The 19,545-nt window shown below is 64.4% G+C and carries 12 protein-coding genes and 1 pseudogene; 4 read left to right on the top strand and 9 right to left on the bottom strand.

Translation table 11 applies throughout. The features are described from left to right. Nucleotides 1-222: 222 nt before the first annotated feature. Complete coding sequence (locus tag M0D67_RS07660; protein ID WP_154567784.1) at nt 223-1,716, bottom strand: FAD-linked oxidase C-terminal domain-containing protein; 1,494 nt, start codon at nt 1,714-1,716, stop codon at nt 223-225. A gap of 101 nt (nt 1,717-1,817) precedes the next feature. Further along, a complete protein-coding gene (locus M0D67_RS07655; protein WP_266238403.1) occupies nt 1,818-3,233 on the bottom strand; it encodes an FAD-linked oxidase C-terminal domain-containing protein in 1,416 nt (471 codons plus the stop codon). Nucleotides 3,234-3,468: 235 nt separating this feature from the next. Here M0D67_RS07655 and M0D67_RS07650 point away from each other — a divergent pair, with 235 nt between their 5' ends. Both M0D67_RS07650 and hmpA read left to right on the top strand, forming a co-directional pair. Further along, the gene (locus M0D67_RS07650; RefSeq protein WP_171926319.1) at nt 3,469-4,023 is read left to right on the top strand and encodes a cob(I)yrinic acid a,c-diamide adenosyltransferase; all 555 of its coding nucleotides are present in this window, start codon (nt 3,469-3,471) and stop codon (nt 4,021-4,023) included. 99 nt (nt 4,024-4,122) lie between these two features. Next, nucleotides 4,123-5,328 (top strand): NO-inducible flavohemoprotein, encoded by a 1,206-nt coding sequence (gene hmpA / locus M0D67_RS07645; RefSeq protein WP_171926320.1) that lies wholly within the window; start codon nt 4,123-4,125, stop codon nt 5,326-5,328. 55 nt (nt 5,329-5,383) lie between these two features. Here the strand turns inward: hmpA and M0D67_RS07640 are convergent. Together M0D67_RS07640 and aroG are read right to left on the bottom strand one after the other, a co-directional pair. After that, nucleotides 5,384-5,470 (bottom strand): annotated as a pseudogene (locus M0D67_RS07640) (XRE family transcriptional regulator); the annotation flags it as partial. Nucleotides 5,471-5,543: 73 nt separating this feature from the next. Further along, nucleotides 5,544-6,617: a 3-deoxy-7-phosphoheptulonate synthase AroG gene (aroG, locus tag M0D67_RS07635; RefSeq protein ID WP_154565831.1), complete on the bottom strand. Its 1,074-nt coding sequence runs from the start codon at nt 6,615-6,617 to the stop codon at nt 5,544-5,546. A 41-nt stretch (nt 6,618-6,658) separates the two neighbouring features. Here aroG and M0D67_RS07630 point away from each other — a divergent pair, with 41 nt between their 5' ends. Further along, on the top strand, nt 6,659-6,790 hold the full coding sequence (locus M0D67_RS07630) for a hypothetical protein (protein ID WP_266238400.1): 132 nt from the start codon (nt 6,659-6,661) through the stop codon (nt 6,788-6,790). A 231-nt stretch (nt 6,791-7,021) separates the two neighbouring features. On the opposite strand, the gene tldD is transcribed toward M0D67_RS07630, so the two are convergent. The 3 genes from tldD to M0D67_RS07615 all read right to left on the bottom strand — a co-directional run bounded on the left by tldD (nt 7,022) and on the right by M0D67_RS07615 (nt 13,782). Further along, on the bottom strand, nt 7,022-8,488 hold the full coding sequence (tldD, locus tag M0D67_RS07625; protein WP_054037784.1) for a metalloprotease TldD: 1,467 nt from the start codon (nt 8,486-8,488) through the stop codon (nt 7,022-7,024). Between the two features lie 93 nt (nt 8,489-8,581). Beyond that, entirely contained in the window at nt 8,582-9,472 is an 891-nt protein-coding gene (locus tag M0D67_RS07620; protein ID WP_171926321.1) for a carbon-nitrogen hydrolase family protein, read from the bottom strand. A gap of 128 nt (nt 9,473-9,600) precedes the next feature. Further along, entirely contained in the window at nt 9,601-13,782 is a 4,182-nt protein-coding gene (locus M0D67_RS07615) for a YhdP family protein (RefSeq protein WP_233468802.1), read from the bottom strand. Nucleotides 13,783-13,968: 186 nt separating this feature from the next. On the opposite strand from M0D67_RS07615, the gene glnE reads away from it, so the two are divergent. Continuing rightward, the gene (glnE, locus tag M0D67_RS07610) at nt 13,969-16,761 is read left to right on the top strand and encodes a bifunctional [glutamate--ammonia ligase]-adenylyl-L-tyrosine phosphorylase/[glutamate--ammonia-ligase] adenylyltransferase (protein WP_171926323.1); all 2,793 of its coding nucleotides are present in this window, start codon (nt 13,969-13,971) and stop codon (nt 16,759-16,761) included. 29 nt (nt 16,762-16,790) lie between these two features. Here glnE and recN read toward each other — a convergent pair whose 3' ends face one another. Continuing rightward, nucleotides 16,791-18,461, bottom strand: coding sequence for a DNA repair protein RecN (gene recN / locus M0D67_RS07605; protein WP_266238395.1), 1,671 nt, complete (start codon nt 18,459-18,461; stop codon nt 16,791-16,793). 104 nt (nt 18,462-18,565) lie between these two features. Then, entirely contained in the window at nt 18,566-19,468 is a 903-nt protein-coding gene (locus M0D67_RS07600) for an NAD kinase (protein WP_266238393.1), read from the bottom strand. Between the last annotated feature and the right edge of the window lie 77 nt (nt 19,469-19,545).

Raw genomic sequence — 19,545 nt, 5'->3', positions numbered from 1 at the left:
GCTGGCAACCCGGAGCGGACCCGCATCGGGTAATCAGGGTGGGAGCGGGGAAGCGCTAGGGGCTTGGGACTTGTGGATGCGTCGGCGGGGAGCGCGCGTGCAGGGTAACGGGGTGGTTGTGCGTGGAAGTCCCGCTATGTGGACAGGCGGGGCAGAGCCGGGCGGCGGCCGCGCCATGTGACGCTGCGGGCCCGCCTTGGGCCGGCAGCGTCATCAGCCGTCTTAAAACCGCGGCAGGTCCGGGTGCGGCAGCAAGCCGCCGCGCACGTGCATCTTGCCGTACTCGGCGCAACGCGCGCGGGTGGGAATGCCCTTGTCGGGATTGAGCAAGCCCGGTGCGTCGAAGGCGCGTTTGACCGCGTGGAATGCATCGCGCTCTTCGGGCGAAAACTGCACGCACATCGAATTGATTTTCTCGATGCCCACGCCGTGCTCGCCGGTCACCGTTCCGCCCAGTTCGACGCAGGTTTCGAGAATGTCACAACCGAAGGCTTCGGCCCGGTGCCACTCGTCCATATCGTTGCCGTTGAACAGGATCAGCGGATGCATGTTGCCGTCGCCGGCATGGAATACATTGATGCAGCGCAGACCGTATTTCTTCTCCATGACTTCGATTCGCGCCAGCAGCGGTCCGATACTGCGGCGCGGCACGGTGCCGTCCATGCAGTAGTAGTCAGGCGAAATGCGGCCGGCTGCGGGAAACGCGTTCTTGCGCCCGGACCAGAAGCGCAGCCGTTCGTTCTCCGAGCGCGAAATCTGGATGCGGGTTGCACCCTGTTCGCGCAGCACCGCGGTCATGCGCACGATTTCGTCGGCGACCTCTTCAGCCGTGCCGTCGGATTCGCACAGCAGGATCGCCGCCGCGTCGAGGTCGTAGCCCGCGTTGACGAATTCTTCGACCGCGCGCGTAGCCGGTTTGTCCATCATCTCCAAACCGGCCGGAATGATGCCTGCTGCAATGATGCCGGCGACCGCGTTGCCGCCTTTCACGACGTCGTCGAAACTGGCCATGATGACCTGCGCAGTTTGCGGCTTCGGGATCAGCTTGACGGTGACTTCGGTGACGATCGCGAACATGCCTTCACTGCCGATCAGCACCGCGAGCAGATCGAGCCCGGGCGCGTCAGGCCCGAGCGAGCCGAATTCGACGATGTCGCCTTCCATCGTCACGGCGCGAACACGCAGCACGTTGTGCACGGTGAGGCCGTACTTGAGGCAGTGCACGCCGCCCGAATTCTCGGAGACGTTGCCGCCGATCGTGCAGGCGATCTGCGACGACGGATCGGGCGCGTAGTAAAGGCCGTAGGGCGCGGCGGCTTCGGAAATCGACAGATTGCGCACCCCCGGTTGCACGGTCGCGGTCCGGGCATAGGAGTCGACTTCGACGATCTTGCGGAAGCGCGCAAGCGACACCACCACGCCGTGACGAATCGGCATCGCCCCGCCGGACAAACCGGTGCCCGCGCCGCGCGGCACGATCGGCACGTCGAGCCGGTGACAGATCTGCACGATGCGCTGGACCTGCGATTCCGTCTCGGGCAATGCGACCGCGAGCGGCAGACGCCTGTACGCGGCGAGGCCGTCGCACTCGTAGGCGACGGTGTCTTCTTCGCGATACAGCAGACAGTGGTTCGGCAGCACGGCCATCAACGCCTGCACGACTTCGCGCTGGCGCTGGGCGAGAACTTCGGCCGTCAGTTCGACGGGTGCGTTCATATGACTTGTCTCCTGGTGTCTTTCACGCTACGTGCCCGGTCAAGCCTGGTTGTGCGGCAGTAGGCGTTGCCGCTGCCGCACCTTTGAGCGTTGACGATCTCTCAAGCCGCCCAGGAAAAGATCTTGCCCGGGTTCATCAGATTCCGCGGATCGAGCGCGTGTTTGATGGAGCGCATCGTGTCGACGGCGACTTCACCGTGTTCTTCGAGCAGGAAGTTCATCTTGTGCAGACCGACACCGTGCTCGCCCGTGCAGGTGCCGTCCATGCGTAGCGCGCGTTGCACGATGAGATGGTTTAGGCGCTCGGCCTCGACGAGTTCTTCCGGCTTGTTCGGATCGATCAGGATCGCGACGTGGAAGTTGCCGTCGCCGACATGGCCGACGATCGGGCAGGGCAGCGGCGACGCCTTCAGATCCTGCTCAGTTTCCACCACGCATTCCGCGAGGCGCGAGATCGGCACGCAGACATCGGTCGTGACGGCGCGGCAGCCGGGTTTCAGCTGCAGCATTGCGAAATAGGCGTTGTGGCGCGCGTTCCACAGGCGGCTGCGGTCTTCCGGGCGGGTTGCCCATTCGAAGCCTTCGCCGGCATTCTGTGCGGCGAGCTCCTGCACCAGTTCGGCTTGCTCTTTCACACCGGCTTCGGTGCCGTGGAATTCGAAGAAGAGCGTGGGCGCTTCACGCAACGTCAGGTTCGAATGGCGATTGATCGAGCGGATCGCAAGCGAGTCGACGAACTCGACGCGCGCAATCGGCACCCCCATCTGAATCGTTTCGATGACCGCGCGCACCGCATCGCCCATCGACGGGAACGTGCAGACCGCAGCCGAGACCGCCTCCGGTTGCGGATACAGCCGAACGGTGATTTCGGTAATCACGCCGAGCGTGCCTTCCGAGCCGACGAACAGGCGCGTGAGGTCGTAACCCGCCGACGATTTGCGCGCGCGTGTGCCGGTTTTGATCACGCGGCCGTCGGCGAGAACCACCGTCAGCCCGAGTACGTTTTCGCGCATCGTGCCGTAGCGCACGGCGTTGGTTCCCGAGGCGCGCGTGGCCGACATACCGCCGATGCTCGCGTCAGCACCCGGGTCGATCGGGAAAAACAGGCCGGTGTCGCGGAGTGCTTCGTTCAACTGCTTGCGCGAAATACCGGGTTCGACAGTGACGGTCAGGTCTTCGGCGTTGATCGACAACACCCGGTTCATTTCCGACAGGTCGATCGACACGCCGCCTTGAACCGCCAGCAGATGCCCTTCGAGCGACGAACCGTTGCCGTAAGGGATGATCGGGACGTTGTACTGGCCGCACAGCCTGACGATGGTTTGCACGTCTTCCGTATTGCGCGCGAATACGACGGCGTCGGGCAGTTGGGGATCGAACGGCGATTCGTCGCGGCCATGGTGGGTACGCACGGCTTCCGCAGTGGACACGCGTTCGCCGAAAACGGCTTTGAGGGCAGTCAGCAACTCGGCGGGAAACGGCCGGCGTAGCGGGGCCGGCGGCACGGGATGATTCACGCATGTCTCCTGATATTGGGGCGGAGCTGTTCTACAGCTTGTGCTTCATTTTACGCCGATCACCCGCGGGCCGGCGTTGCGGACGGCTGCCGCTCCTATAATGGCGGCGACCTCACGATGCGCGCAATATGGATAACCCGGTGGCCAACCTGGTGGCTTGCTTACCGGATTCACCGGATGGATTCACCGGCGCCGCGAAGACGCATCGTTACTGAATGAATGCATGGGAGACATCATGGGCAACCGCTTGAGCAAGATCGCCACCCGTACGGGCGACGACGGCAGCACCGGTCTCGGCGACGGCCGGCGCGTGCGCAAAGATAGCGCGCGCATTGCGGCAATCGGCGACGTCGATGAACTCAATTCGAATCTCGGCGTGTTGCTGTGCGAAACGCTGCCCGACAAGGTGCGGGCGGCGTTGGTCGCGATACAGCACGACCTGTTCGATCTTGGCGGTGAGCTCTGCATTCCCGGCCACACGATGATTACCGACAGGCATCTCGGCCAACTCGACGACTGGCTGGCCGACTACAACGCGACCCTGCCGCCATTGAAGGAATTCATTCTGCCCGGCGGTTCGCGTGCGGCCGCACTTGCGCACGTGTGCCGCACGGTGTGCCGGCGCGCCGAACGGTCGATCGTCGCTCTCGGCGAAAGCGAGGCGGTCAATGAGGCGCCGCGCCAGTATGTGAATCGGCTGTCCGACCTGCTGTTCGTGCTCGCACGCGTGCTCAATCGCGTGGACGGTGGCAGCGACGTGTTGTGGCAGCACGATCGTAGCGCCGACTAACACGGCGCTTCAGTCCCTTTAAGCACCTGTGACAATCTGTCCGGGGCAAAACTTCTCCTTAAAGATGTATTGTAAATGCATCTTTAAGGAGAAGTCGTTATGACCGCACTCACCGCCGACCAGATCGCCCGCGTCAAAGCCACCGTTCCCGTGCTTGCCGTGCACGGCACGACCATCACCAAACGCTTCTACAAGCGCATGTTCGCGCACCATCCCGAGTTGAAGAACGTGTTCAACCAGACCCACCAGAAGAGCGGCAATCAGCCGGAGACGCTGGCGAAGGCGGTATATGCATATGCCGCCAATATCGATAACCTCGGCGCGCTGGGTCCCACCGTCTCGCGCATCGCGCATAAGCACGTGAGTCTGAATATCCGGCCGGAACAGTATCCGATCGTGGGGCGCCATCTGTTAGGCGCAATCGTTGATGTGCTCGGCGACGCAGTCGATCAGGAGACGCTCGGCGCATGGGAAGTCGCTTATGGGCAGCTCGCGGATATTTTCATCGGCACAGAGGCCAAGCTTTACAAAGGTGCGGCGTGGAGCGGCTTCCGGCCGTTCAAGGTTGCGTGCAAGGAGGTGGAGAGCGATGAAATCACGTCGTTCTATCTTTCGCCCGCCGATGGCTCACCGGCCTGCGGCTTCGAGCCTGGCCAATATCTGAGCGTGAAGCGTTTCGTGGATGAACTCGGCGTCGATCAGCCGCGGCAGTACAGTTTGTCGGATGCGCCGAACGGCAAGTGGCTGCGTATCTCGGTGAAGCGCGAAGCCGGCCGCGAAGATACGGCGCCCGGCCATGTATCGAACCTCCTGCACGACGGCGTGGAAGTGGGCGCGGTGGTGCATGTCAGCGCACCATCGGGCGACTTCACGCTGGACCGCAAGACGACGACACCCGTGGTACTGATGAGTGGCGGCGTGGGCGTGACCCCGATGACTTCGATGCTGTCCACGTTGCTTGCCGACCAGAGTGAGCGCAGCGTGACCTTTGTGCATGCCTGCCGCAATGGTCGCGTGCACGCGTTCCGGCAGTGGCTTAACGATACGGTCGCAGCGCATCCCAACGTCACGCGTGCGGTGTTCTACGAAGCCATTGAAGCGTGCGATCGCGCTGGTATCGACTACGACTTCGAGGGCCGCCTCGACCTCACGAAAATCGCCGACAAGGTGATCGTTCCCGATGCGGATTACTACATCTGCGGGCCGGTGCCGTTCATGCGCGCGCAATGCGAGGCGTTGGCTTCGCTCGGCGTGGATTCGGCGCGGATTCACACCGAAGTGTTCGGTTCAGGCGTGGTGGAGTGAAACAAGGGCGCACGGCAAGCGAAGTGCGAAAGCACGCGAGGGCGCGCCGTGCACCTTACCCAACAGCCAGTGTGACCGGCTTGCCGATCCGGCTCATCATTTCGACGAGGGTATCGATGGTGAACTTGGTGGTCTTCTTGTTGAAAGCCCGGCTGCATGAGCCGGGTTTTCGTTGAGTCAACTACAGCGATCGCGCAGAGGCGCGCAGAGACTTTTTAGTTGCCGCTGCCGCGCGCCACACGCCGTTGCTTGACTGCTTCGGCGAGACCTTCCAGCACGGCGACGCTTTCGTCCCAACCGATGCACGCATCGGTGATGCTCTGGCCGTAGGTCAGCGCGCAGCCTTCCTGCAGATCCTGGCGGCCCGCGATCAGATGCGATTCCACCATCACGCCGATAATCCGTTCGTCGCCCGAAGCAATCTGGCGGCCGATGTCCGCGCACACCGGAATCTGGTTCTCGTGCTTCTTCGAGCTGTTCGCATGGCTCGCATCGATCATCAGACGCGCCGCGAGGCCTGCCTTGCCGATATCGGCGCATGCCGCATTGACGCTGTCCGCGTCGTAGTTCGGTGTCTTGCCGCCGCGCAGGATGATGTGGCAGTCCTCATTGCCGGCGGTCGAGACGATCGCCGAGTGGCCGCCCTTGGTGACCGACAGGAAATGGTGCGGCTGCGACGCGGCCTTGATCGCGTCGACGGCGATCTTGACGTTGCCGTCAGTGCCGTTCTTGAAGCCGACCGGGCACGACAGGCCCGAAGCCAGTTCGCGGTGCACTTGCGATTCGGTCGTGCGCGCGCCGATTGCGCCCCACGAGATCAGATCGGCGATGTACTGCGGGCTGATCATGTCGAGGTATTCGGTGCCGGCCGGCAGGCCGAGTTCGTTGATGCGCAGCAGCAATTCGCGCGCGGTGCGCAGGCCGTCGTTGATCTTGAAGCTGTTGTCCATGTGCGGGTCGTTGATGAGACCCTTCCAGCCCACCGTCGTACGCGGTTTTTCGAAGTACACCCGCATCACGATTTCGAGTTCGCCGGCGAAGCGCTTGCGCTGTTCGACGAGACGCCCGGCGTATTCCATTGCCGCCTTCGTATCGTGAATCGAGCACGGTCCGATGATGACGATCAGACGGTCTTCCATGCCGTGCAGGATGCGATGCATCGCGTTACGCGAGTTGTAGATCACGTCGGACACCGTTTCGTCGCAGGCGAATTCGCGGATCAGGTGAGCGGGCGGCGTGAGTTCTTTCAATTCGCGGATGCGGACATCGTCGGTGTTGTGCGGGGGCATGTTTATTCTCCTGAATCGGTCGTAGCGTGTTCGCGCGGGCAATGAAGGCTGCGATCAGACGGCAATCAGGCAGCGATGCCACGGCGAACAACAATCAAAAAGATTTCAACGGCAAAAAGTTTCAAAGGCGTGAGGCGAAAAAAAACCGCCAGGCTAGCTGGCGGTTTTCGTGAATTCTGGGTGTCTTGCGTGCACTAACACCCCTCTCGATCCGCCAGCGGTCTGAGATGCCAAAAAAAGTAAAAGTAAAACTTGGCGGACATGGCGAAATTGCGTCGCTGGTCAAAAAGGGTGAGTGACTTTATAACCCGTGCAGGCTCGGCTGACAAGCTGCAGGGTGCAAAAATGCGGTAAATCCGCATACTTCGCGCATTGTATGCACGAAGTATGCGTCTACATCAAAATCAGGCTGTACCGCCGACCGTCATCTTGTCGATACGTAGCGTCGGCTGACCGACGCCCACCGGCACGCTCTGGCCTTCCTTGCCGCACACGCCGACGCCCGAATCGAGCTTCATGTCGTTGCCGATCATGCTGACGAATTTGAGCGATTCCGGCCCGCTGCCGATCAGCGTCGCGCCCTTGACCGGGTAGGTGACCTTGCCGTTTTCGATCATGTAGGCCTCGGAGGCCGAGAACACGAACTTGCCGTTCGTGATGTCGACCTGGCCGCCGCCGAAGTTCACCGCATACAAACCGTTCTTCACGGACGCGATGATTTCCTGCGGGTCTTTGTCGCCGTTGAGCATGTACGTGTTGGTCATGCGCGGCATCGGCAGCGCGGCATACGATTCGCGGCGCGCATTGCCGGTGACCGGCATCTTCATCAGCCGGGCGTTCAACGTGTCCTGGATGTAACCCTTCAGGATGCCGTCTTCGATCAGCGTCGTGCACTGGGTCGGATTGCCTTCGTCGTCGATGTTCAGCGAGCCGCGGCGGTTCGGCAGTGTGCCGTCGTCGACCACAGTCACGCCCTTGGCCGCAACCTGCTCGCCGATCCGACCCGCGAACGCCGAGGACCCCTTGCGGTTGAAGTCGCCTTCGAGGCCGTGGCCGATCGCTTCGTGCAGCAGCACGCCGGGCCAGCCCGGTCCGAGCACGACAGTCATCGCGCCGGCCGGAGCCGGGCGGGCGTCGAGGTTCACGAGCGCCGCATGCACGGCGTCGTCGACATAACCCGACAGCACTTCGTCCGTGAAATAGCCGTAGTCGAAGCGGCCACCGCCGCCGCCGCTGCCGATTTCGCGGCGGCCGTTCTGCTCGGCGATCACCGTGACCGACACGCGCACGAGCGGACGGATATCGGCCGCAAAGCCGCCGTCGCTGCGCGCGACCAGCACCACGTCGTATTCACCGGCGAGGCCTGCCATCACTTGCTGGATGCGCGGATCGCGGCCGCGCGCCATCTGTTCGATGCGCTCGAGCAGTTTGACCTTGGCGGTCGCGTCGAGCGAATGCAGCGGATCGGACGGCAGGTACAGATCGCGCCCGGCAATGCCGGTCAGCGACGAGGCCACCTTGATCTTCTGCTTGCCGCCGCCCGCCTTGGCAATCGAACGGGTGGCGAGCGCCGCCTGACGGATTGCCTCGGGCGACAGGTCGTCCGAATACGCGAAGGCCGTGCGATCGCCCGCCACGGCGCGCACGCCGACACCCTGGTCGATGCTGAAGCTGCCCGACTTCACGATGCCTTCTTCGAGACTCCACGCTTCGCTGCGCGTGTACTGGAAGTACAGGTCGGCGTAATCGATTTTGTGCGTGAAGATTTCGGCGAGCGTGCGGGTGAGCAGGGATTCGTCGAGACCGTAGGGCGTCAGGAGGATGTCCTTGGCGGTGGCGAGATTACGGATACCGGGTTCGATGATGTTCATGCGAAGTATGTTCTGCTCGATACGAAGGATTCGGTTAGCGCTTGCATCACTATATGAGTGACGGGCGCCGCACTTTCAATGTCAGGTAATACGTCAGCAGCTCAGCACGCGGTGACGCCAGGCGGGCAGGCTCTGCCGCACTTCGTCGATGCGCGCACGCTCGAGGTTGCCGGTCACCACGCCGGCGCCTTCGTCGCGCACCGCGACGACTTCGCCCCACGGGTCGATCAGCATGCTGTGGCCCCATGTCCGGCGGCCGTTTTCATGTTTGCCGCCTTGCGCGGCAGCCAGCACGTAACACTGGTTTTCGACCGCCCGGGCGCGCAGCAGCATCTCCCAGTGCGCGCGACCGGTGGTGTAAGTGAACGCCGACGGCACCACGATAAGCGCGCAGTCGCCCATGCGCCGGTACAGCTCCGGAAAGCGCAAATCGTAGCAGACCGACAGGCCGATCCGCCCGAACGGCGCCTCGAAGGTGCGGACTTCGCCGCCGGGGCAGATGGTGCGCGCCTCGTCGAACGATTCTTCGCCCTTTTCAAAGTTGAACAGGTGGATCTTGTCGTAGCGCGCGGCCTCGTTGCCTTGCGGGTCGAACACCAGCGTAGTGTTCAGCACGCGCGCCGGTTCCTGCGACATCAACGGCAAGGTGCCGCCGATCACCCATACCTTATGGCGGCGCGCGGCGTCCGCGAGAAAGCGCTGGATCGGGCCGTCCTGGTAGGGCTCGCGCACGGCGAGCTTGTCCGTGTCCTTGAAGCCCATGAAGCAGAAGTACTCGGGCAGCAGGACAAGTTGCGCGCCGTCGGCGGCGGCTTCAGCGATCAGGCGCTCCGCTTCGGCCAGATTGCGTTCGCGATCCGGCGCGCTCACCATTTGCAGCGCGGCCACGCGGAACACGCTTTCGAAAGATCCGCTGGACGCCGCGCTGGGCGCGGCAGTGGACGAAGCGGTGGACGAGGATGAAGAGACGTGTGTTTCGCTCATGAGCGTTTCGGAAAACTCCCGGCAAGGCGGCGGCGCGAACCGTTGGCGCCGCATACGTCGTTCAAGGCTGGCTGAGGACTGCGGCGCGGCACGGCGCTCTTCCGATCAGACCAAGGATCGGATCGGGCTCAGTGCGCTTCCACGGTCGAAGCCGGAGCGTCCATCTTACCGCGATCGCTCTTCACCCGCTCGATGTGCGGTTTCGACCACGGACCGGTGATCGCGTACTCGCGTGCAAACGCGGTGGAGACCGATTTGCTGAACGCCAGATCGGCCACCAGCGCACCCAGCCCGAGCAGCGGATTGATCACGGTCGCGGCGATCACGGCGGCGCCGGCGCTGACGGTCGGCACGATCTGCACGTGCAGATCCTGGGTTTCCTGCGCCAGATCCACCGAGCCCTTCATCTCGGCGCGCGCCGGCGCCGTCACCATCTCGAAGTTCTCGGTGCGGCCAATGCCATTGTGGATTTCGCCCGTGCCGGTGACGTGCTCGAACGGCAGCCCTTCGCCGATCACGTCGCGGAAATTGAGCGTGGCGAAGCGCGCGAGGCTTTGCAGGCTGAGCACGCCCAGCAGTTTCGCGACGCCCGGATCGACCTTGAGAATCTGCCCATGGCGCAGATCGACGGCCAGATTGCCGTTGAGCGTCGGGTAGTCGATGGTAGTCGGGCCGCCGCGCCACACCACCTTGCCCGAGAGGGAGCCGCTGCCGGCCTTGAGCGTGCGCGGCTGGCCGAAGCGCTCCAGCAGCGCGCCGGCGTCCTTGATGTCGAGTTTGAAATCGAACACCGTACGGCGCGGCGTCGCTTCGTCCGCGGTGTTGCCGAGGCCCGTCGACGTGCGCCAGTTCGCGGTCGCGGTCAGCGTGGCGGCGGGGTTGGTGATGTCCAGCTTGTCGAGTTGCCAGACCGGCACACCGTCTTCTTCGAAGTTGTGCGCGTCCACTTCGAGCCGGCCTATGTCGCGATCGCGCACGATCAACTCATTGACCACCAGATCGATCGACGGCATGTTCTGCGCCGGCGCCGAAATGGCCTGGCCGAGCAGGTCTTTATCCGTGGCGGAGGGGATCACCACACGGGCAAAGCGCGCCTGCAGCGTGCCCGGCGATTCCTTATTGGCGCCCGGCAGCCAGGACACGTGGCCCGACACCTGGTTCGACGCGATGTTGGCCTGCCATTTGCCGTCCGCATGCGAAGCGCCGACGATCACGCTGTCCCAGTGCCGCTTGAGCAGTGTCAGCGTGCCGACGTGTACCGCGAAGCGGCTCGGCAGGAATTGCGCGAGGGTCGGATTCGGCGTGGCTGGCGCGGCAGCGGGCGCGTCCTTGTTGCGCATCTGCGTGACGAGCGCGCGCCAGGCATCGGCATCGAATGCTTCGACGTCGACTGCGGCGATCACGCCCTCGGACGGCAGGTCGGCGGGCTTGTTGACGCCGATCGCACCGCTCACGACCGTCGGCGGCGTTTTCGGCTGGTAACGCAGCAGGTAGGTGGCGGCGATCGGGCCGAAGGTGAGGTCGGCCCGTTCCAGACCGGCTTCGCTTGCGCTGGTAAAGGGGTTGACCGCGAAGTGCAGCGGCATTGGCGTGCCGACGGGTTTGTTGAACGGCGCGGGGAAGTCGAGCGCGAGGCCGGTCAGATCGGAGTTCGCCGTGACTTCCGGCAACCGCCCCTTGGCGCCGCGCACGTTGAGCGCGTAGGGCGCGCTGCCGCTCATGCGCGTCAACACCTGTGCGGCCGGACCGTGCAGATTCAGGCCGCGCGCCGCGTCGACGGCGATATGGCCGCCAAGGTCGAGTGCATACGTGCCGTCCTGCTTCAGGCCGCCATTCGCGTGCACGTCGCCGCCGAGGAACTGGCCCGAGAGCCGGTCGACCTGCGCCGTATGTTCGGTAAAGCGCACCTTGCCGTTCAGTTGCGACAACGGCGGCACGTTATCGACCGTCAAACGGTTGTTCTGGAAGCCCACTGCGCCTTCCACGGCGATATGCGGCTTCGGCGTGCGCGGCACGGTCAGCTTGAGCGCCAGCGCGGCGGGCCCTTCGGCGCGCACTTTCTCGGTCGCATGTTTGGACATGATGCCAAGCGAGCTTTCGTTGACGTAGTCGAGCATGTCGGCAAGCGGCCCAAGGCCGTTGCCATCGATGACGAGGTTCGACGCCTTGGTGCCGAGATCGTCGATCCTGCCGTTCACCTTGTTTAAAGCCACCCGCTTGTAATGGGCGCGGTCGATATCGAAGCGCAGCACGTTCTCTTTGAGTTCGAACACGCCGTCGATGCCATCCAGCGGCGGCCACACGTTCGGCGTGCCGTTCTTCATCTTGCGCGGCGGGTACGGCGAAGGGTCGAACTTGCCACCCTTGAACGGCGCGACGATATGGAAGACCCCGGCCTCCGGCGCGCGCGAGTAGGGGAATTTGGTCAGATCGCCGTGGATTTCGATCGTTGCGCCGCGCGAGACGCCGGCTTGCAGCCCATGGCCCAGGTAGATGCGCAGCTTTTCGCTGATGCTGGTCGGCAAATAGCGGACGATGCGCGTGACCTGCGCGCGCTGAAAATCGGCCTTCAGGTCGAGCGAGCCGCGCCCATGGCCCGGGTTGCTGTAATCGACGGTGGCGGTGGCGTTGGCGTCCGCGTTGGAGATGCCGAAGTCGGCCAGCTTGACGGTGAAGGCGGGGTGATTTTCGCCCGGCGCCTTCGGCGTGATGGTCCAGTCTGCCTGGCCATGCAGGCGGTCGAGTGTCAGGCGCGGGTCGTCGAACACGCCCGGCAGCGTAATCGCGACGTTGGAGGTGTTGAGCGTCGCCGTGCCGTGCTTTTCGTCGGCGTCGACGCTGCCCCACAGGTTTTCAATACCTGGAATGCCCGCGCGCGGGTGATTCAGCGGGGTGAGCCCCGGCGGCGGTTCCTGCGCGGCGACGCTGATGCCCTGCAGGTCGCCCTTGAAACGATAACGCTCGATCGGCTCGGCGCCGCTTGGCCGGTGGTCGCTGCCCGCTTCGCCCGATTCCGGTTTGCCGCGTTCGACTTCGATCACATAGTTCGACACCATGCCGCGGGGATTGAAGCGCACCAGGTTGTTCAGCAGGGGGCGCGGCAACGGCAGCGCGCGGCTGAATTCGGCGAGGATGCCCAGGTCGACGCGATCACCGCTGACGCTGACGAGTTGCCCATGCTGCAGCGTGGCGGTCCGGTAGCGGCCGTGCAGCGTGGTTAGCGCGAGGGTGCGGGTGAGCGGCGTGCCGTCGTCGAGCGGCGGTTGGCCGAGCTCGGCGCGCAAGTGGTTCAGTTGCAGCGTGTAATCGCCCTGGTCGACGTCGAGACCCCACGAGAAATTGGCGATCGGCACCACCAGCTTGGGCTGGGTCGGGCGGACCCGCATCGAGACGTCCGTGCCGGCCAACTGCCCGCTCGCCGACTTCATGCGGCCATCGGCGAAGTCAGCCCAGATCGCATTGTCGATGCGGCCGGCGAACATCTCGATCGGGAAGTTGATGTAGCGGGCGAGGGTCGGCAGATCGACCGGACCGGTCGACATATAGACCTGGCCGACCCAGTTGACCGGCTTGCCGATCGCGGAGAGGCGGGCGTGTTTGAAATGCGTACGGAAGTCGATCGGCCCGTGCAGGACATGGCCGTCGGCGGGCGCTTGCAACGCGAGGCGGTGATCGTAGCCGTCGTTGAGAATCGCGATCCGGATGTCGCGCAGGGCAAGCTCCGGCGCGTCATGCTGGGCATCGCGCCAGCGCAGCACGCCGCCGCGCACCACGATTGCCTGCTGGCGCAACAGCCACGTGGACAGGGTGTCGTTGCCGCTGTGCCGGGTGGGCACTGGCACGCCCGCCACCGAGATCACGCCGTCGCTGCTGCGCGACACCAGCACGTCCGGTTGATCGACGATCAGGCTAGAAAGCGCGGGATGGAACTGCCAGAGCGACTTCCACGAGAGCGCGGCGGTGGCATGCGGAATGGTCAGCGCCGCTTTGCCTTCCGGGTCGCGGATGACGAGATCGGTGACGTCGAGGCCCGGCTGAAAGCCGCTCCAATGCGGCGCCAACTTGCCGATGGTGAACTGTGCGTGCAGCTTCTCGGAAACCGTGGCTTCGATGCGCGGGCGGAACGAGTCGACGCGCGGCAGCAGTACGTAACGCAAACCGAGAAACAGACCCGCCGCGATAAAGTAGAAGGCGAGTGCGAGCGCCAGCACCACATGGGACGTCCGATGCAGCACCATGTGGGCGCTTCCGCTCGCGGGCCGGACCTGCCTGGTTTCGTGCGGGTCGGCGGATTCGTTTCGCTCGGACATGCTGCGGCGGGTGGGCGTATGGTAGTTTTGCGAATTAACGACGAAATGTAACACACGGGAAAGCGTCGGCGGACCTCCGGCAAACCCTTTCTCCATGCCGTCTCGCGACCTGCGCGAGGCCGCGGGACCCGTGTGCTGCGGCGAACTGAACAACGCTGATAAAGCAACGAGCGAGCCAGACCCTTGATGACTGACGCAACCCTCCTGAGTTCCAGCTATTCACATTACGCGGCGCGTGCCGCGGCGGCCCGTCCGCAAATCGTGGCGCAGGTGGTGGCGCTCGCCTCCGCACCCCTCACGCGCGAACGGATCGACGCGCGCTTTGACGCGCTGTGTGCCGAGGCAGCCGGCGCGGGCGACGGCCCGTTGAGTGAGGATGCACTCAAACGGGCCTTGCGCCAATTGCGCACTGAGGTATTTTGCGCCGTGATGGAGCGTGACCTGGCGGGCGAGGCGGATGTCGCCGAAGTCACCGGCGCGATGACCGATCTGGCGGAGACGACAATCCAACGCGCGCTCGCGGTCGTGTCCGCCGAGCTCGAAACGCTCTACGGCGAACCGCGCGGACCGCAGGGCGAGCGGCTCGCGCTCGGCGTGGTCGGGATGGGCAAGCTGGGCGGGCGTGAGCTGAATGTTTCGTCGGATATCGATCTGATCTTCATTTATGAAGAGGACGGGGAGACCGCGGGCGGTCAGCGTTCGCCGATCGCGACGCAGGACTTTTTTACGCGTCTGGGTAAACGCCTGATCGGCGCATTGGCCGAGGTGACCGCCGACGGTTACGTGTTCCGCGTCGATATGCGCTTGCGGCCGAACGGCGATTCGGGGCCGCTCGTGTGCAGCCTCGGCATGCTCGAAGAGTATTTCTACGTGCAGGGCCGCGAGTGGGAGCGCTATGCGTGGATCAAGGGCCGGCTCGTGTCCGAAGGCGCGAGCGACGCTGCGCGGCGGTTGCAGAAGCAGCTCGACGCGATCGTCACGCCGTTCGTCTATCGGCGTTATCTCGACTTCGGTGTGATCAGCGCAATCCGTGCGCTGCATTTGCAGATTCGCCAGGAAGCACAGCGGCGTGCCTCGATGCGCCCTGACAAAGCCGACGACATCAAGCTGGGCCGCGGCGGCATCCGCGAAATCGAATTCAGCGCTCAGGTATTTCAGCTAATCCGCGGCGGCCAGGATGCCGGCTTCCGGGTGCGTCCGACGCTCGCTGTCTTGCGGCACGCGGCCACGCACGGGCTGCTCGATACCTCGGTCTGTGTGAAGCTTTCACAGGCGTACCGCTTCCTGCGCGAACTCGAGCACCGCCTGCAATACCGCAACGACGCGCAAACTCACGCGATGCCGGTCGATCCTGAGGAGCGCGTGGCGCTCGCGCAAGCAATGGGTTGCGACAACTATGCCGCGTTGATGCTCAAGCTCGACGCGCATCGCGAGTTCGTCGAGCAGCAGTTCGACCAGATTTTCGCCGACAAGGTGAGCGGTCGCGATGGCTGCGGCGCACCGGAAGACGGCGCGGCGGCGTGGGTCTGGAGCAGCGCGCTCGCCGACGACAGCGCTGAGGACGCGCTTCGCGCGCGCCTGATTGAACTGGGTGTGTCCGAGCCGGACGAGCTGCTGGCGCGCTTGCGTGCGATATGGCAGTCATCGCGTTACGCGGGGCTCGCCGAGCGTAGCCGGCAGCGCTTCGATATCGTCGCGCAGCGTGCACTGGAGGCCGCGCGTACCCTTGAGCCGCTCGAACGGCGCGGCGATACGGTGGCGCGTTTCTTCGACCTGCTCGAAGCCGTGAGCCGGCGCGGCGCGTACCTCGCGCTGTTGACGGAATATCCGCAGGCGCTGCATCGGGTGCTGTCGGTGCTGGGTGGTTCGCGCTGGGCCGCCGGCTATCTGATCCGCCACCCGCAATTGCTCGACGAACTCCTCGACGACGAGGCGATGGACAGTCCGTTCGACTGGCCTGAATTCAAGCGCACGCTGCGCTTGCGTCTGGCCGCGGCGGATGGCATCGAGCAACAGATGGACCTGCTGCGCCACGCGCACCAGGCCGAGGTGTTCCGCATCCTGCTGATCGATCTGGCCGGCAGGCTGAGCGTCGAGCATGTGAGCGACCGTCTGTCCGAGCTCGCCGACGCCGTGCTCGACGTTACGCTCGAAGCCGTCTGGAACCAATTGGCCAAACGCCATCGCGAGGTGCCGAAGTTTGCGGTGATCGCGTACGGCAAGCTGGGCGGCAAGGAGCTCGGCTACGCGTCCGACCTCGACGTCATCTTCCTCTATGACGATCCGGACGATGCCGCCGCCGACGTCTATGCCACCTATACCCGCCGCCTCATCACCTGGCTAACGACGGCGACCGGCGCTGGCACCTTGTTCGATGTCGACTTGCGGCTACGGCCAAACGGCGAGTCGGGCCTGCTCGTCACCGATCTGGACGCGTTCCGCCGTTATCAACTGCGTGAAGGCGATGCCGCCAACACGGCGTGGGTGTGGGAGCATCAGGCATTGAGCCGCGCGCGCTACTGCGCGGGCGACGCCGAAATCGGCGCGAAATTCGAGCAGATTCGCGAACAGGTGCTGACCACGCCGCGCGAGGCCGAACCGCTCGCGAAGGAAATCGTCGAGATGCGCGAGCGCGTGGAGGCGGGGCATCCGAACCATACGGCGCTGTTCGACCTGAAGCACGATCGCGGCGGCATGGTCGATATCGAATTTACCGTGCAGTACTGGGTGCTGCTGCATGCGGCGAGCGATCCCGAACTGATCCGCAATACCGGCAATATCGCGCTGCTGCGTGAGGTGTCGCGCTTCGGCCTGATGAGCGAGGCGGAAGCGGAGACGGTCGGGGCGGCTTATCGGACCTACCGGAAGTTGCAGCACCAACTGCGGCTGGACGGGATGGAGAAGGCGCGGGTCGATCCGGCGCTGGTGGTGACCGAGCGTGAAGCGGTGCTGAGACTGTGGGAGCGGGTGTTTGGCTGAGGCTCCGCGATGATTTCCAACCCGCGTTCCTAGGCCGCCAGCATTTCCTTCGCGTGCTTGCGGGTGGTGGCGGTGATCTCCAGTCCGCCGAGCATCCGCGCGACTTCTTCGACGCGGCTCGCGCGGTCGAGCGAGGTCACGCTGCTCACCGTGCCGCCTTTGCCGTTGCCCGACTTCGCCACCTGGAAATGATGGTCGCCGCGCGCGGCGACTTGCGGCAAGTGGGTGACGCACAGCACCTGACGCGCTTGCCCCAGTTGATGCAGCAACCGCCCAACCACTTCGGCGACGCCGCCGCCGATTCCCGTATCCACTTCGTCGAAGATCAGGGTTGGTGTCGGGCTCGCGGCGCTCGCAATGACCGCCAGAGCGAGACTGATCCGCGCCAGTTCCCCGCCTGAGGCAACCTTTGCGAGCGGCCGCAGCGGCACGCCGGCATGACCGGCGACACGGAATTCGACCTGTTCGAGCCCGTGCGCGCCACCTTCTGGCAACGGCACCAGCGCCACGTCGAAGCTGCCGCCTTTCATCGACAGTTCCTGCATGCCGGTGGTCACCGCTGCGCCCAGGGCCTTGCCGGCCTTGGCGCGCGCCTTCGACAGTTTTTTCGCTTCTGCGAGGAAGGCTTCTTTGGCTTTGGCTTCGGCCGCGTGGAGGCTGTCGAGATCGGCGGCGGCGTCGAGCGCGGCAAGTTGCGCACGACGCGCTTCGTGTTCTTCAGGCAGCGTCTCGGGTTGCAGGCGGAATTTGCGTGCGGCCGAGTGCAGTGCGTCGAGACGCTTTTCGACCTGGGCAAGCCGGTCGGGGTCCAGTTCGAGCTTCTGCGCGTAGTGGCTGAGCGAATAGGCCGCTTCCTGCAACTGGATCTCGGCCGGTTCCAGCGCCGCCAGCACATCGTTCAGCGCCGGGTCGATCTCGGCGAGGTCGCGCACTTTCGACACGATCGAGGCGAGATGCGTGATCATCGCCTCATCAGATTCGGACAGCGCGCCGAGCGCCCCTTGCACGCCGTCGATCAGATTGGCCGAGTGCGACAGGCGCCGGTGTTCAGCGTTGACCTCTTCCCATTCGCCCGGTTGCGGCGAAAGTTTGTCCAGCTCGGTGAGCTGCCAGGCGAGCCGCTCGCGCTCCAGTTGCAGCTCGCGATCGCGCGTTTTCGCGTGCTCGATGGCCTGAACCTTGTCGCGCCACGACCGCCATGCACGCGTGACGGTTGCAGCGGTTTCCGTGAGGCCGGCATGGGTGTCGAACAGCTCGCGCTGCGCGTCCGGACGCATCAGCAACTGATGCGCATGCTGTCCGTGAATATCCACCAGCATTTCGCCGACTTCGCGCAACTGCGCGAGCGTCGCCGCCGTGCCGTTGATGAACGCGCGAGAGCGGCCGTTCGCGTCCACCACGCGACGCAGCATGACGGTGCCGCCGTGATGGCCGTCGTCGGCGGTCGTGCCGAGCGCCTGCTCGTCGAGCCATTGCTCGACTTGCGCATGCGTCTCGAACTCCGCGGTGATGTCGGCGCGGCTCTCGCCGGTGCGCACCACGTTCGCATCGGCGCGGGCACCGAGCGCGAGGGCCAGCGCGTCGATCAGGATCGACTTGCCGGCGCCTGTTTCGCCTGAGAAAACGGTAAAGCCGCTGTCGAATTCGAGGTCGAGCGCGGCGACGATGACGAAGTCGCGTATCGAGAGGTGGCGAAGCATGGAGGTCGTCTGGTGAGCTTGAGATTCAGGGTTCGGCAGCGGCGGCGTTCGTGTTCCGGCGGCCCGGCATTCCGGCGGTCCGGCGGTCCGGCGTTCCGGGCCGCTCAGGGCTTGATATCTTCTTCGTGCGACGGGTATTCGTTCCAGTGCAGCTTCTTGCGCAGCGTCGCAAAATGGCTGTAACCGACCGGGTGCAGCATCGGCACCGTATGGCGCGAGCGGCGCACTTCGATCGTGTCGCCCAATTCCAGCGAGGTGAACGACTGCATGTCGAAATTGACATTCACTTCGCGGCCCGAGACGATCTGGATGCTCACCTTCGAGTCGTCCGGCAGCACGATTGGCCGGTTCGACAACGCATGCGGCGCGATCGGCACCAGCACGATGCCTTGTAATTGCGGATGCAGGATCGGCCCCTGCGAGGACAGCGCGTAGGCGGTCGAACCCGTTGGCGTGGCGACGATCAGGCCGTCCGAGCGCTGGTTGTACATGAAGCGCCCGTCCACCGACACGTGCAGTTCCGCCATCCCCGAGAAACCGCTGCGGTTGACCACCACGTCGTTGAAGGCAAGTGCGTGATAGATCGGGGTGCCGTCGCGCATGATGCGCGCTTCGAGCAGCATGCGCTCTTCGCGCTCGAAGTTGCCTGAGAGCATTTGCGGCACGATCTCGCGCATGTCGGAGATCGGAATATCCGTAATGAAGCCGAGCCGGCCGTGGTTGATGCCGATCAGCGGCGTGCGGTAGGGCGCGAGCTGGCGCCCAATGCCTAGCATCGTGCCGTCGCCGCCTAGCACCACGGCAACGTCGGCGCGCGCGCCGATCTCGGCGGGACGCAGCGCCGGATAGTCGGTGACGCCGATTTCGGCGGCGGTGTCGGCTTCGAATACGACCTCGAAGCCGCGCCTCGCGATGCACGAGGCGAGCTCGGTCAGCGGCTCGCCGATGCCCGGCGTATTGTTGCGCCCGACGAGCGCGACGGTCTTGAACTGGCTGGTCACTTGCATGCCGGCATTACACCATAGGTAGGGCCTGAAAAGAACCGCAGACAGACCCGGTAGCGAGCCTGCGCAAGCGCGCTGCC

Source organism: Paraburkholderia sp. SECH4 (assembly GCF_030511745.1).
Classification (GTDB): Bacteria; Pseudomonadota; Gammaproteobacteria; order Burkholderiales; family Burkholderiaceae; genus Paraburkholderia; species Paraburkholderia madseniana.
The sequence above is the reverse complement of the archived record's forward strand: the minus strand, read 5'-3'. Positions and strand labels throughout refer to the sequence as shown.

What these genes read in the sequence shown, in the direction of transcription:
- M0D67_RS07660 (WP_154567784.1), bottom strand. Translation starts at nt 1,716, where the DNA reads ATGAACGCACCCGTCGAACTGACGGCCGAAGTTCTCGCCCAGCGCCAG.
- M0D67_RS07650 (WP_171926319.1), top strand. Translation starts at nt 3,469, where the DNA reads ATGGGCAACCGCTTGAGCAAGATCGCCACCCGTACGGGCGACGACGGC.
- hmpA (WP_171926320.1), top strand. Translation starts at nt 4,123, where the DNA reads ATGACCGCACTCACCGCCGACCAGATCGCCCGCGTCAAAGCCACCGTT.
- aroG (WP_154565831.1), bottom strand. Translation starts at nt 6,617, where the DNA reads ATGCCCCCGCACAACACCGACGATGTCCGCATCCGCGAATTGAAAGAA.
- M0D67_RS07630 (WP_266238400.1), top strand. Translation starts at nt 6,659, where the DNA reads ATGAAGGCTGCGATCAGACGGCAATCAGGCAGCGATGCCACGGCGAAC.
- tldD (WP_054037784.1), bottom strand. Translation starts at nt 8,488, where the DNA reads ATGAACATCATCGAACCCGGTATCCGTAATCTCGCCACCGCCAAGGAC.
- M0D67_RS07620 (WP_171926321.1), bottom strand. Translation starts at nt 9,472, where the DNA reads ATGAGCGAAACACACGTCTCTTCATCCTCGTCCACCGCTTCGTCCACT.
- M0D67_RS07615 (WP_233468802.1), bottom strand. Translation starts at nt 13,782, where the DNA reads ATGTCCGAGCGAAACGAATCCGCCGACCCGCACGAAACCAGGCAGGTC.
- glnE (WP_171926323.1), top strand. Translation starts at nt 13,969, where the DNA reads ATGACTGACGCAACCCTCCTGAGTTCCAGCTATTCACATTACGCGGCG.
- recN (WP_266238395.1), bottom strand. Translation starts at nt 18,461, where the DNA reads ATGCTTCGCCACCTCTCGATACGCGACTTCGTCATCGTCGCCGCGCTC.
- M0D67_RS07600 (WP_266238393.1), bottom strand. Translation starts at nt 19,468, where the DNA reads ATGCAAGTGACCAGCCAGTTCAAGACCGTCGCGCTCGTCGGGCGCAAC.